We start from the raw sequence: 13,324 nt of genomic DNA, 5'->3' as shown, positions 1-13,324 counted from the left end.
ATTGATATGATGCCATTTAAAATGATATACATTTATCTACATTGTAATTAATGTGAAATTTTCTAATTTTCCCAATTTTTTTGTAGTATACTAACCTTAATTTGAAGGATTGGAGTAGATTATGACAAAAAATAAAGGACTATTTTTTATCATCGCTGGTGGCATACTATGGGGTGCATCTGGGACTTGCGCACAAGTGCTTTTGCATGATACGGGTCTTTCAACATACTGGTTAACTGGTATACGACTACTATGTGCTGGTATTTTATTATTAACTTACAGTTACCTACATACGCACCAAAATATTTTCACCATTTGGCGGACGCCTAAAATGGCCAGTCAATTACTCATTTTTTCATTTATTGGGATGCTTCCCTCACAGCTAGCCTATTTTATGGCCATTAAATATGGTAATGCTGCTACTGGCACGATTTTACAATTCTTAGGGCCAATTTTTATTTTGCTATTTTTAATTATACGTTGGCGCTTAAGGCCTTCTCGCACAGATATTCTGTCTGTCTTACTGGCATTTTTCGGCACTTTCTTGCTGGTAACACAAGGTAATGTTACCCAACTAGCGCTTTCAATCAGTGCTATTATTTGGGGAATTTTATCGGGGCTAAGCCAAGCATTTTATACACTTCTGCCCGGTAAATTATTGAAAAGCTATGCAACAGAATTAATAACTGGTTGGGCAATGCTTTTAGGCAGTATTCCTTTCCTACCACTGTTAACGTCTCATGCAATGCCAACATTTTCGCTTAATTCTTGGCTAGAAATTATCTTCATCATTGTTTTTGGAACAGCCATTGCTTATCTCTTTTATCTATCCAGTCTAAATTATTTAAAACCCACGACAACAAGTATGCTCAGTGCTTTTGAACCGCTAACTGCAACATTCCTTGCAGTGGTATTCTTAGGCACGCCATTTAGTCTGGTTCAAATACTCGGCGGTGTATTAATTATTGGTGTCACATTCCTACAGGCATTATCTGCCAGAAAACCAATAAATAATCATTCATAGTTAAATTTCTTTCTCCATCACAATATCCGTTGCATGCAATCCTAGTTTTTCATAAACATGGATTGCTCTTTTATTGTGTCCAAATACATGTAAACGTAAATATTTATAACCGTATTGCTTCATTTTGTCGGTCGCTAATGCTAATGTTTGCGTCCCTAATCCTTGATTTTGGAAATCAGGATAAATATTAATATCATAAACAAATGCAATCTCATCATTTCCACGATAAGCCGCTAACCAAATATATCCTTTAACCTGACTATCCTCTTCAACCATATAAAAATAGTTTTTCTCTGTCTCTAGACCATTTGGTAGTAATGTTTGATATTCATTTTGGGCTAATGTAGTCGCCTCAGATAGAGAAATTTTTTCTGCCTTCACCTTTTCTGCAGCATATGATCGCATACCTTGCTGTAGATATGTTCGAAATTCATCCGTGGTCATTATCCTTAATTCAACCATCATCATCCCCCTAATCTAAATCAACAACCATCATTTGATGTTGTGAACGTTTTATTATTTTTAATAAATCCTCATACGTGACAAAAACAGTTGCTGTATTACTATTAGGATGGATACCGATACTATCGACTTTTTGTAACTCTTTATCCAACAAAACAGTCACTTGATTTTGCACATCATGTGGTAAGCCAAGTGGTGTAACAAAACCTGGTTTTAAACCTAAAACATCCGCCAAATCCATTTCGTTTGCAAAGCCTAATTTACTCCGACTCAATTGTAATTGTGGTGCCAATGTTTTAAAGTCAACTTTCTTCTGCCCAACAACGATACAGAGAAAAAATTCATTTGTTTTTCTTTTCTTAAGGAAAAGATTTTTTATCACAACATCATTTGGCAAATCTAATTGGTTGGCTTCTGCCATCGTCCAAACAGCCTCATGCTTGACTTCGTGATATGAAATATCATTTTGGTTAAGAAAATCAATTGCTTCTTCGTATGTAGATAGAGTCATCGTCTCCCCCTCCGCCAAAGTTTTCGTTTATACCTTAGTGCCTTGCACACCATAATTATAAAGTTGATATGACAAAGTGACTAATTCTGTTTTTGTTAAGTCCTTATCTCGTTGCAACCATAATTGAAATAATGAAATTGCATTGGAAACATTAAATTCTAAAAGATATGAAAAATAGTTGCTGTTCGGATCAACTCCTGGCACAAAATTACTGGCAATTTCAATTGTTGATGTTACTTCTTTTTTCAATCTTCTCAAAAAATTAGAACTACCATATTCACCCAAAACAGCCTTTAATTCAATTTCTTTCATTTCAAACAGTCGAATAAGCCGTTCTAAAACACTTTGTTGGGTATTAGTATTGCCATCCATTTTGGCTAGGTTAATACGTACATAATCTAATAGGTCATTTTCAACAAAATGTCGCAATGTATAAATATCTGAAAAATATAGATAGAACGTACTGCGATTATAACCTGCCAAACTGGTTATATCTTTAATTGAAATTTTATCAATTGGTTTTTGTAAATATAACTGGCAAAATGCATTGATAAAATTTTGCTTTGTTTTTTCTGTAATCTGAGGCTGTTTTTTCATTTCCAACGTCCTTTCAATACAACACTTTTAAAAAAATTGTTTATTGATGGTAAATTCGACTTAATATATCCTGATTATACAACACGATGTCTATTTTTATTTTAAATTTCATTATATTAAGGAGAAACTAAAATGCAAAAATTTATTCAGAGATTATTATTAAGTCATTTTTACGTTGATATTATTCTATTCATTTTTAGCAGCTGTCTGTTATTAATTCAATGGGATTCATTAAGTATTGATCATCGCTTAGCCTATGGACTTTACATTACAATGTGTCTTCATCAATTAGAAGAATATCGTTTCCCAGGTGGTTTTGTTTGGGGATTTAATAAAATGTTATTCAATTCTGACCAACCCGATCGTTATCCTGGAAACCGTCTATCTGCCGTCTTTGTTGATATATTTGCTATGTTCCTAGCTGGACCATTTTTGTATTGGCATTACACACCTGCTATGGCCATGTGCTTTGCCCTTTTTGCAATAATCGAAGTATTAGGCCATTTCATGTTCGGTATTTTAGCCCTCAGACGATACCATACCCAAGGTAAAGAGACCATTTATTTCCCTGGTAGCTTTACCAGTTGGATTTTTTTTGCACCCTTAAGCATCGTTTTAATTCATGAACTTGTTTCGACATCATTAATGGTTGCCAATCAATGGTGGTGGGCCATTGGATGTCTCATCGCCTACTTTATCATTGGATTCGCTTGGCCAACCTTTGGCTTTATAAATCGCGATACGCCATATATTTATGATGAAGAACCACGTGAAGGTTTTTATTTCAAGAAATTTACTAATGAAAAATAAGTTAAAGTAATATTAAGTTAGCAGCGTTACTCTTCCATAAAGTTCACTGTTGATTATCGGGTATCATGATTCATAAGATGATAGAAAGGCAATTATTCATGACAACATATGATTACGATGTTATTTACATTGGTTCCGGCCACGCTGCAAATCATGGCGCATTAAAATTAGTTAAACAAGGAAAAAAAGTTGCTTTCGTAGAAGGAGACAAACTTGGTGGTACTTGTACAAATTATGGTTGTGACGCTAAATTACTATTAGATGGTGCATTTCAAGTTTTGGAAGATGTTCAAAATTTTCAAGCAGCTGGTCTTAAGGGCACGCCAGTACTTGAGTGGGATAAATTAATGGCCTATAAACACCAAGTCATCGATGCATTCCCAAAATTAATGGGGCAAATTATTCCCAAGGCTGGTATTAAAATTTACCCAGGGTATGGTAGTTTCGTAGATAGTCATACTATTCACGTTAATGATGAAACCATAACCGCTGAAAACATTGTTATTGCGACTGGTCAGCGAGATTCAACTCTCCCGATTCCTGGCAATGAGTTTATTCATAATAGTAAAGACTTTCTGGATCTTGAACAGTTACCTGATGCAATGATATTCATTGGCGCCGGATTAATCTCAATGGAATTAGCCTCAATGATGATTAAGGCTGGCGTTGATGTCACAATCGTTGATATTGCTGAACACCCTTTAACAAATTTTTATGATAAATATGTTGATAAAGTCGTTGATAAATTGCAAAAAGAAGGTGTCACTTTCTATTTCAATGAAACGATTAAACTTATTGAACAACAAAATCAGACTTATCTTGTGACAACCAATTCTGGTCGCACATTGCAAGCAGATTATATTTTTGGCGGCACGGGACGTATTGCGAATGTTGAAGATCTTGGTCTTGAAGAATTAGGAATTAAAACCAGTGCAAGGGGTATTGTTGTTGATGATCATTTACGAACAGCACAACCGAATATTTTTGCGAGTGGGGATGTCATTGATAAGCGCATCCCAAAGTTAACACCTACCGCAACATATGAATCAAACTACATTGCAAAGGTACTTTTGGGTGATGAATCACCAATCTCATACCCAACCGTTCCTTATACCGTTTATACTTTGCCACGTATTTCCGAGATTGGTCTATCTATCTCAGATGCTCAAAAAAATTCTGATAGATATGACATCAAGCAGGTTCCATACGGTCGTAGTTATGATACCAAAAGAAATATGGATGCTGAACTAACTTTGGTCTATGAAAAAGCAACACAGCATGTCAAGGGTGCCTCAATATACGGAAATGATGCACCTGGTTTGATTAATATTCTGACATTTATAATTGATAAGGAATTAACAACGACAGACTTAGAACAAATAATTTTTGGTTTTCCTGATGTTTCATATAATCTTTTAGGCAGAATATAAAATAAATTATGAAAATTCAACAAACACTGAGTTTGACGTCTTTTTAAATACTTTTAAGGGGCAGTAACCTACCAACTTCATCAAATTGGTAGATTACTGCCCCTTTCAATATATATTGACTACATATGTCTCAATCTTATATTACTAAATATCGTTATATATTTGATAATGCTTGTGCTTTATGCCAATGCCAAAGGTATATGGGCACCAAAATTGCGATATAGATGACACTTTCCAGGATACTGCGCCAATTGTACATCATTGAATTGTTATAGCCCTTAATTCGGATAAAAACACTTATTATTGAGTCAATCAAATTAAAGGTAACAATAATGAAAGCACAAATGCAGACAAAGCACACCGCATAAAAATAGAGGCTCTGCCAATTAAAGGATTTCATACTAGTTTCCTCCTCAGGTATTACCATCAAGTCTATCGATACAACTAGCAAATATCAAAAATTATGCATTTAAGCTAATTGTTTCCTGTACAATTTCATCTGTCTATCCATAAAATCTGTTATCATTTTTTGATATTGAAACCCTAGCTTCTCATAAAAATCTTTCAATTGTGTCATGACATAAATCTCTTGATAACCAAGCACCCGCGCTTCATTAAGCACCAATTTAACAATGTGACTAGCAATATTTTGACTACGATAAGTTGGCAGTACATATAATGTACTAAAATAAGGAGATTCAGGGATATCGGCAATATCCTGATCGACTAACGCTCCAACACCCACAACTTGATCTTTATCTAGTGCAATAACTACCCTTTCGTCATTGCCCATTCGCTTGGTCATTTTCTTAGCAATAAATTTTGCTCCTGCCCACTCAAAGTGATTGACTTGCTGTTGGTAGTTGTCCCAAATATTAGGATCAATATTTGATTGCTTTAGTACTTTATAGTTAATCATGATTTCCCTCCTTCTTTTATCCATTTGTACGATATCAAAAAAGCGACCAATATGTAAACCATAATAGTCGCTCAATTATAACTATTTTGCTGTCTTTGTCCTCATGTAAATCACTAACCAAATTAAACTGATAGCAACAATGACTGTGCTAAACCAGATCAAATGACTAAACCCAGTGGCTGTCTGCATTGCGATTGCTGATTTTGTTGTCCCTGTTGTTTGGATAAACAATGCCGCAACAGTTGTTCCAACTGCCCCGATGAATTGTTGCACCGTATTAAAGATGGCATTAACATCCCCGGATTGTTGTGGCTTAACTTCAGCAACACCGGCAGTCATCGCCACACTAAACGTTAAGTTTCGTGTCAAAGTGAATATAGCATACACAATCGTTAAGCCAATTGTCGCAATATTTGGTGCCATCACTGAGAAAATAATCATGATAACTAGGAATCCAAGTGACCCCCATGTTAATGGTTTATTAGCTCCTAGACGATCATACATTGAACCATAAACTGGGGCAACTGCTGAACCTAATAACGAACCAGGCATTAGGATAAATCCTGCAACCATCGTTGTTGTCCCCAACGTTAATTGGCTATACTGTGGTAAAGCAAAATTAACGGCCAGGTTAATGGCTTGGGACGTTGCATAAATTAATAATGCCATGACCAAAGCCTTGCTACGGAAAACACTGATATCAATTAATTGATTAGTTGATCGTTTTGCAACTTGAATAAATCCAATCATCGTAATAACGGCTACTAAGGCCAAAGTAACAATCATCACGGTTATTCTACCAGATTCTAATTGTCCTAATGCTAATATTGCCGACACTAATGAGATACCAATTAAAATAAATTGCCCATAAGCAAATTTGTTTTTTGAAGTTGGCTTCTGCTTATCTAAATTAAACCAACCAATTAATAATGAAATAATTGTCACGGGTAGAATAATCATAAAAATAGCTCGCCAACCCAATGTATAAGTGACAACTCCTCCATAGACTGGTCCTAATGCTGGTGCTAAGGAAATAATCAATGTTCCAAAGCCCATATATTTACCAAGCTGTGACATTGGTACACTGGTAAATATAACATTAAAGACTAGTGGTAAGGCAAAACCTGTTCCGACTGCCATAATCAATCGGCCAAATAATAATAACCAAAAACTTGGTGCAATAATTGCAATAATATCGCCCACTACAAAGGCAATCCAGCCAATCATATAGGTTTGTCGCTTACTTAAAATGGCGTTAAAATGTGCTGATGTTAACATCAATAGCGCAACGACCAATAAATATGCTGTTGTTAACCATTGGACAATTCCCATTGATTGGTGAAACTGTTGCATTAATTCTGGAAATGTCACGTTCATTGACGTTTCTGTTAAAATACCCGAAAAACCTAAGATTGCCGTTGCGACAATCGACCAAATAACTCTAGATGAAACTTTTTCTTCGTTCATAACTCCTCCTACTTATTTAAAGTGCCTGATTTCCATTTAAGCACATTTTTTTATAGCGTGTAAGTATCATTTATGTTACAAAAAAGTGCGAGACAGAAGTTATTTTGAAGCCGGTGTGTAACGTAATTTGCGCAAATTACGTTACATTGATGCTTCAGACTTTTGGAACACGTTGATGCCATCAAACTTTCATGTCCATCATTAAGACATTTTTAGCAAAAAAAATTGGAACATTTTCTTTTGTTCCAATCTCCAGCAAATGATTAAATTTATGAAGAACTTTTTACCTTCAATGTCTGTCCAGCTTCTAGATTATCCAAATCAACTGATGGGTTTAAATTCTGTAATTGCGTAACAGTTAACCCGTATTTTGTGGCAATTGCATAACCCGTTTCCCCTTGTTGTACAGTAACCTTCTTTTTAGAAGAAGTTGTTGCTTTACTACTTGTAGAACTGTCTACAGCACTATCTGATGATGATGCAGCTTCAGTTGTTGAACTTGATTTACTACTGCTGCTAGAACTAGTTGAAGCAGCTGTTTGTTGGGTATCTTTATTAGTTAGTGCGCCATAAGCAACTGGCACGGTAAAACCAATAGCAAACAACAGCACATAACCGATAAAGATAAATGCCCAAAATTTCAATCGTGAAGGACGTCTTGATTTCATATTTTCTCACCTTTGTTAATTATTGTGAATAGCGTGACATGTCTATTAATATTTTGCACTCATTTTATAATTTTTGACTTATATGATGGTTAAAAATAATTAATTGTACGAACCAGCCATTTATTTGCTAAAATAAAATGATTATTGTCAATTTTATCAGGAGAATTGAAGTCGTGAAACAATTTTTTAAAAATCTTATGAATAACAAACTGGTAGCGACAATTATCGACGTGACCTCTCGGGTTGATATTATTACAGCTAGTTCATCGATTGCCTACTTCGGACTACTATCAATATTCCCTGCAATCGTAATCTTAGGAACCTTACTACCGTATTTAGGATTAAAAATTGATACCGCATTAAAATATGCCCAGACCGCTGTTCCTGAATCCGTCTTTACTTTTATTGAACCAATTATTCGATCGATTCTAAGCCAAAATGGTGTTGGGGTTCTATCAGCTTCTATTATTATTACGCTTTGGTCCCTATCTCGTGTTGTCTCTTCAATTCGAATTGCCCAAAATGGTATTTACAATGTACAAGCGAACAGTGTCGCTATTTTTGACCGTTTCATTTCAATGTTTTGGCTAATTATTATTTTGGCTATTATTGGTGTCTTATTAATTATTGCATCAGTCGGATCAAATATTTTAGAAGCCTTACCGATTAGTGGCAACATTGTTTATCAAATTGAATCAGCAAAACGTTTAGTCGTTATTTTAGGATTATTTATTGGCGCATTTTTATTCAACACTCTTTTGCCAATAAAAAAACCTCGAATTATTTGGATTTCTATTGGTACAATCATTCAAATCACACTTGTTATTTGGCTTGCCAAAGCATTTGGGTGGTATGTTAATATCGCAGCACAAGCCTTTACCTTTTACCAAGCCTTAAGTTCGGCTATTATTTTGTTATTATGGATCAATTTTATCGCCTTAGCTTCATTGATCGGTACAATCATTACAGCAATTTTAGAGGAATTATTTCCTCCACGATCAAGCGATAGAGCCAGCAATTGGTACATATTAAAACTATTTTTCCGTAATTCAGGAAAAAATATCAAAAAATAGTTGTATTGTCGGATAATATGCGCTATATTAGTAATTGTTAATAGGAATCGCATTCCCTTTGACTATATGTACAACAGACTCATAACACTAAGTCAATTGACTTAGCCGTAGGACTAACTGACCTACAACCTACTCCTTAAAATATATCCATAAACATTTCTTACTCTTGTGTTTATGGTCAATGCTATTGTATACCCTTTCGGTAATGGCATTAGAAAAGCACCAGTAATCCCACGTTGCTGGTGCTTTTTTTTGTATTATTTTGTGTGATACGGACATGTCATCTCGTGATCATTAACTAATCCGGCTGCTTGTAGAAAAGAGTAGATGGTGACTGGACCCACAAATTTAAGTCCTAATTTTTTCATTGCCTTAGACACTGATATTACTAAATCATCCTTTGCTGGTACCTCTCGATAATTAATAACATGATGGTCAATGGTCTGATTATCGACAAATGCCCATAACCATTGATCAAAACTCTGACCTGTCTGTTGCAGTGCCAAAATCGTTTGCGCATTATTAACAGTCGCTTGGAGTTTTAGCCGGTTGCGAATAATTGTTGCATCTTGCATTAGTTGCGCAATCTTTACTTCCGTATACTGTGCAACTTGTTCTAAATCATAATTTGCAAATGCCTCCCTGAAAGCTTGTCGTTTATGTAACACTGTTCGCCAGCTCAAACCTGCTTGATAAGTTTCTAAGCTTAGCAACTCAAACAACATCTGGTCTCGATGCTCTGGATGCCCCCATTCAGTATCATGATACTGCACCATCAGTGCATCTTTTTCATCGACCCATTGACAACGTTTTGAAGCCATCACAAATCCCCCTACAATACTATTTAATCGTTATATCGCCATCCGAAACATCAACATTAAATTGATTTTCAAATGATTGACTACTATTCAGATAACTATTACCGTAATTTGTACCATAAACTTTGACCCGCCCAGCTGATGCCTGCATCTGTAAACCAATATTGGTTAACCCTGAAGCTTTTAATGAACCATCCATAATCGTCATAATATTATGACCTGTAAGTTGACTGTTGACCAGCTTAACATTTCCCTTATTTACCTGAATGGCACTGGCATCAATCGTCGTTTTTTGTAAAATCGTTTTACTACTATCTGCAGATAACATCAGACGACCGAACTGTGAATTATTTGTATTGATATGACTATCACTGCTATTTACTGTTGTCTGATTAGCTTGTAAATTATTTAGTGACATCTTTGAATCATGAGCAGCAACTGACAGATTTTGTAATTGTGTATCATTCATTTGGATATCAGCAGCTGTTGCAGTTAGTGTCACACGATTTGCATGTAGGTTTGCAATATTCATGGCACCATACATAGATGACTGCCGATATTCCGTTAATTTTTCATTCTTTGGTACACTAATAATCAATTTTTCTGGCTCATGCTTCCCAAAACCCACTTCATAACCCTTTTCTTGATTAGGTACATAGCGAATCTTTAGTTGCTTACCATTTCGTTTGACATGTAAAAAATTAGGATTGGTGATGCGTCCCTTAATTTCAATACTTTGTTGCGTTCCTGTTTGAAAAGTAACTGGTACATTTGCTGTTTCTACATCAATCTTAGTCACTGATTTTACGTAATGATGCACAGATTTAATTTGTGAAACCTCAAAATGGCCACTATGCCATCCTAAATTATTTTGACCACCATGTGCCAGACCAACAATCATAATGATGACACCAAAAGAAATCACAATGAATCCAGTTAAAACAAATCGAAAACCTTTATGCATGATGTGTTACCTCTTTACCCTTATGTGAGAATCGACGCCCAACATATTTAACAAAACGCATCAATGCTCTAAAGACTGTGCGAATAATGGTTACTCCGACAGGCCAGGCAACAAACTGTAGCCCGACAATAATTAATCCGATACCACCTTGATATAAACCGGTGGCCCAATTACTAGGCATGATTGCCAAGCCACCAATGATTTGAAATAATCCCGTCAATAGATAATAAATTAGTGCCACGATAACAATTGCCGCAACGCCGATTGTCGCGAATAAACAAACTAGAATTAGCAACATGGCAGGTAACCAGACAATTGATGTTAATAGTCCTTCTAAAACAATACTGATTAAGTTAAATTCTTGTTTGATCCAATTTTGGCGATCTTGACGTGTACTTGCATGTTCTTGTGCATTATGTATATCGTCCTCTTCAAGGCGCAATGAATAGTCAACCAAAATACGGCGTGCCAGCTGTTTGGGTGTTCCTAGTTCTGAAATTAAACGCTCGCCAGATAACTGCGCATCTGCAGCATATTCCTGATAAAAACGAATAACATCTTCCTGTTCGTCCACTGTCAATTGGCTTAAATAGACTTTAACCTGCGTAAAATAAATACTATTTTCCATTAGCGTCTCCCTCTAACATCAAATCATTAATTTTACGACTAAAGTCACGCCACTCATCTTGAATACGTGTCATTTCTTTATAACCCAAGTCGGAGATACTGTAATATCGACGATTACGACCTTCAAAAGGTTCATCATATGTTGTTACCCAATCACGTTTTTTTAAACGACGCAAAACAGGATACATTGTTGACTCCGACACTGCAAAGCGCTCCTGAACTTGTTTTGTCAGTGAGTAACCATATAAATCTTCTTTAGAAAGTAGCGCCAATACCAACCCATCCATTAGGTCACTTGATAATTGCATTGTCATAATTCAACTTCCTTTACAATACTATAAGTCATATAATATAATACAAGTATAGGGAATCGAAACTTGTCTGTAAAGTGTTTTAATTCCCACGATATTCTATGAGAAAGTGAGAAATACAATGGCTAAAGATAAGAAATTAACAAAATCAAACGACCGTGTACTAAGTGGTGTCCTTGGAGGTGTGTCAGAATACTTTGACTTAGATGCTTCACTAGTTCGTTTAATCTTTGCTGCAGCGACGATTTTTACTGGGTTCTTCCCATTTGTTTTCATCTACATTGTTGCCGTCGTAATCATGCCCGATTCACCAAATACCCACCAATATAAGTATCGATTCGATGAAGATGCTGAAGAAAAGCGCCGTGACGTTACTCCTGATGAAGATGACCAAATCTAAAAACAGACTTACTTCAGTTAAATGAAATAATAGCGTTTTAAAGGGATGGGACAATGGGCGTTCCATCCCCTTTATGCTTAAAATGTGTTAATAATTTGTACATCAAGGAGCAAAACCTATGTTTGGTACTTTTTTTAATGTGGCCATGATTATCCTAGGGAGTCTAATCGGTAGTTTAACCAAAAAATATATTAGACCCGCCTACCATACTGTGTTAATGCAAGCCATTGGACTGTCTGCTATTGTGATTGGTATTCACGCAGTCATTAAACCATTAGATCAAAGTACATTACCTGTACTTTTTATTATCAGCTTGGCGATTGGTGGTATTATCGGGACAGCCATTAATATTCAGGCTCGATTTGACCAAACCATTCAAAAATTTACGAACAGCGACTTATCCACTGGACTAGCAACAGCCATTTTACTTTATTGTTTTGGGTCACTCTCTATTTTAGGTCCAATCAAAGCTGCCTTGCAGCATGACTATACCTTCCTGTTGACCAATGGGGGCTTAGACTTTATTACTTCAATTGTCTTAAGTGCTACCTTTGGTCTTGGTATCATGTGGGCTGCTGTCGTTTTATTTTGTTGGCAAGGTGGACTGTATCTCTTAGCTTTACTATTCCAAACGGCATTGAGCACCACCCTATTAAATGAGCTCACAATTATTGGTGGTATATTGATTTTAGCTTCCGGTTTAAGCGTACTAGAAATCAAAAAGATCAATACACTGAATCTACTACCTGCGTTGTTGGTTCCACCAGTGGTGTTAGCCCTCATGCACTTTATTTGATTGCAAATTATTTTAACGAAAAAGCTAAGCCAAAATTTTTCTGGCTTAGCTTTTTTAGTAGTTGTTTATTAGAAACGGAAAACAGCAATAATAATTAGCAAAATTGTTAATAAACTAACAAATCCTACCCCTGACCATTCCTTGTAACGACCGTGTGTAAATGCTGCTCCAACCATGATAATGGCTAAACCAATTGCTGCTAGTGGTGTTAAAAATGGCAGAATGTTAAGTGCTAAGGGTAAAATAAGACCAAGCGCACCTAAAAGTTCAGCTGTTCCAATAAATTTTATAAATGATTCTGAATCAAGGTGATCCATCTTTTTCAATTCTTCTCCCTTAGTGCTGAATTGAAAAGTTTTTTGAAAACCTGACATTAAGAAAATAATTGCAATTAAAACTTGTACGACCCACAAAAAAATATTCATATGCTTCTCCTATTATACTTAC

The 13,324-nt window shown here is 35.7% G+C and carries 18 protein-coding genes; 6 read left to right on the top strand and 12 right to left on the bottom strand.

Annotated elements, in window-relative coordinates; all coding sequences use genetic code 11:
* Positions 1-121 precede the first annotated feature (121 nt).
* Complete coding sequence (locus ACQ4QH_RS00355; protein ID WP_439818853.1) at positions 122-1,024, top strand: DMT family transporter; 903 nt, start codon at positions 122-124, stop codon at positions 1,022-1,024.
* Here ACQ4QH_RS00355 and ACQ4QH_RS00350 read toward each other — a convergent pair whose 3' ends face one another.
* The 3 genes from ACQ4QH_RS00350 to ACQ4QH_RS00340 are packed head-to-tail and all read right to left on the bottom strand — an operon-like array spanning position 1,025 to position 2,594.
* Entirely contained in the window at positions 1,025-1,492 is a 468-nt protein-coding gene (locus tag ACQ4QH_RS00350) for a GNAT family N-acetyltransferase (protein ID WP_439818852.1), read from the bottom strand. It lies immediately after the preceding gene.
* Between the two features lie 4 nt (positions 1,493-1,496).
* On the bottom strand, positions 1,497-1,997 hold the full coding sequence (locus tag ACQ4QH_RS00345) for a YbaK/EbsC family protein (protein ID WP_439818851.1): 501 nt from the start codon (positions 1,995-1,997) through the stop codon (positions 1,497-1,499).
* 27 nt (positions 1,998-2,024) lie between these two features.
* Positions 2,025-2,594 (bottom strand): TetR/AcrR family transcriptional regulator, encoded by a 570-nt coding sequence (locus ACQ4QH_RS00340; RefSeq protein WP_439818850.1) that lies wholly within the window; start codon positions 2,592-2,594, stop codon positions 2,025-2,027.
* A 132-nt stretch (positions 2,595-2,726) separates the two neighbouring features.
* Between ACQ4QH_RS00340 and ACQ4QH_RS00335 the strand changes: the two genes are divergently transcribed.
* Positions 2,727-3,404, top strand: coding sequence for an HXXEE domain-containing protein (locus ACQ4QH_RS00335; RefSeq protein ID WP_439818849.1), 678 nt, complete (start codon positions 2,727-2,729; stop codon positions 3,402-3,404).
* Between the two features lie 98 nt (positions 3,405-3,502).
* On the top strand, positions 3,503-4,834 hold the full coding sequence (locus tag ACQ4QH_RS00330; RefSeq protein WP_439818848.1) for a dihydrolipoyl dehydrogenase family protein: 1,332 nt from the start codon (positions 3,503-3,505) through the stop codon (positions 4,832-4,834).
* 154 nt (positions 4,835-4,988) lie between these two features.
* Here ACQ4QH_RS00330 and ACQ4QH_RS00325 read toward each other — a convergent pair whose 3' ends face one another.
* The 4 genes from ACQ4QH_RS00325 to ACQ4QH_RS00310 form a co-directional block, all read right to left on the bottom strand.
* Entirely contained in the window at positions 4,989-5,234 is a 246-nt protein-coding gene (locus ACQ4QH_RS00325) for a DUF5671 domain-containing protein (RefSeq protein ID WP_439818847.1), read from the bottom strand.
* 69 nt (positions 5,235-5,303) lie between these two features.
* Entirely contained in the window at positions 5,304-5,753 is a 450-nt protein-coding gene (locus tag ACQ4QH_RS00320) for a GNAT family N-acetyltransferase (RefSeq protein WP_439818846.1), read from the bottom strand.
* Between the two features lie 81 nt (positions 5,754-5,834).
* Complete coding sequence (locus ACQ4QH_RS00315) at positions 5,835-7,220, bottom strand: MFS transporter (protein ID WP_439818845.1); 1,386 nt, start codon at positions 7,218-7,220, stop codon at positions 5,835-5,837.
* A 269-nt stretch (positions 7,221-7,489) separates the two neighbouring features.
* Positions 7,490-7,888, bottom strand: coding sequence for a LysM peptidoglycan-binding domain-containing protein (locus ACQ4QH_RS00310; protein ID WP_439818844.1), 399 nt, complete (start codon positions 7,886-7,888; stop codon positions 7,490-7,492).
* A 173-nt stretch (positions 7,889-8,061) separates the two neighbouring features.
* Between ACQ4QH_RS00310 and ACQ4QH_RS00305 the strand changes: the two genes are divergently transcribed.
* Complete coding sequence (locus ACQ4QH_RS00305; RefSeq protein ID WP_439818843.1) at positions 8,062-8,961, top strand: YihY/virulence factor BrkB family protein; 900 nt, start codon at positions 8,062-8,064, stop codon at positions 8,959-8,961.
* A gap of 257 nt (positions 8,962-9,218) precedes the next feature.
* On the opposite strand, the gene ACQ4QH_RS00300 is transcribed toward ACQ4QH_RS00305, so the two are convergent.
* The 4 genes from ACQ4QH_RS00300 to ACQ4QH_RS00285 are packed head-to-tail and all read right to left on the bottom strand — an operon-like array spanning position 9,219 to position 11,684.
* The gene (locus ACQ4QH_RS00300; RefSeq protein ID WP_439818842.1) at positions 9,219-9,782 is read right to left on the bottom strand and encodes a DNA-3-methyladenine glycosylase I; all 564 of its coding nucleotides are present in this window, start codon (positions 9,780-9,782) and stop codon (positions 9,219-9,221) included.
* Between the two features lie 19 nt (positions 9,783-9,801).
* On the bottom strand, positions 9,802-10,743 hold the full coding sequence (locus ACQ4QH_RS00295) for a DUF4097 family beta strand repeat-containing protein (RefSeq protein WP_439818841.1): 942 nt from the start codon (positions 10,741-10,743) through the stop codon (positions 9,802-9,804).
* Positions 10,736-11,371 (bottom strand): DUF1700 domain-containing protein, encoded by a 636-nt coding sequence (locus ACQ4QH_RS00290; protein WP_439818840.1) that lies wholly within the window; start codon positions 11,369-11,371, stop codon positions 10,736-10,738. Before ACQ4QH_RS00290 ends, ACQ4QH_RS00295 begins: the two co-directional genes overlap by 8 nt.
* Positions 11,361-11,684 carry a PadR family transcriptional regulator gene (locus ACQ4QH_RS00285; RefSeq protein WP_002829205.1) on the bottom strand — a complete coding sequence of 108 codons (324 nt, stop codon included), beginning with the start codon at positions 11,682-11,684 and terminating at the stop codon, positions 11,361-11,363. Before ACQ4QH_RS00285 ends, ACQ4QH_RS00290 begins: the two co-directional genes overlap by 11 nt.
* Positions 11,685-11,802: 118 nt before the next feature.
* Here ACQ4QH_RS00285 and ACQ4QH_RS00280 point away from each other — a divergent pair, with 118 nt between their 5' ends.
* Together ACQ4QH_RS00280 and ACQ4QH_RS00275 are read left to right on the top strand one after the other, a co-directional pair.
* Positions 11,803-12,081, top strand: a complete 279-nt coding sequence (locus ACQ4QH_RS00280) for a PspC domain-containing protein (protein WP_002829206.1) — start codon at positions 11,803-11,805, stop codon at positions 12,079-12,081.
* A 118-nt stretch (positions 12,082-12,199) separates the two neighbouring features.
* Positions 12,200-12,877, top strand: a complete 678-nt coding sequence (locus tag ACQ4QH_RS00275; RefSeq protein ID WP_439818839.1) for a DUF554 domain-containing protein — start codon at positions 12,200-12,202, stop codon at positions 12,875-12,877.
* Between the two features lie 68 nt (positions 12,878-12,945).
* Here the strand turns inward: ACQ4QH_RS00275 and ACQ4QH_RS00270 are convergent, their stop codons facing one another.
* The gene (locus ACQ4QH_RS00270) at positions 12,946-13,302 is read right to left on the bottom strand and encodes a DoxX family protein (protein WP_439818838.1); all 357 of its coding nucleotides are present in this window, start codon (positions 13,300-13,302) and stop codon (positions 12,946-12,948) included.
* Positions 13,303-13,324: the final 22 nt, after the last annotated feature.

It is taken from the genome of Weissella paramesenteroides, from assembly GCF_051903945.1.
GTDB lineage: Bacteria > Bacillota > Bacilli > Lactobacillales > Lactobacillaceae > Weissella > Weissella paramesenteroides_A.
This window is presented reverse-complemented; position numbering and strand designations above follow the sequence as displayed.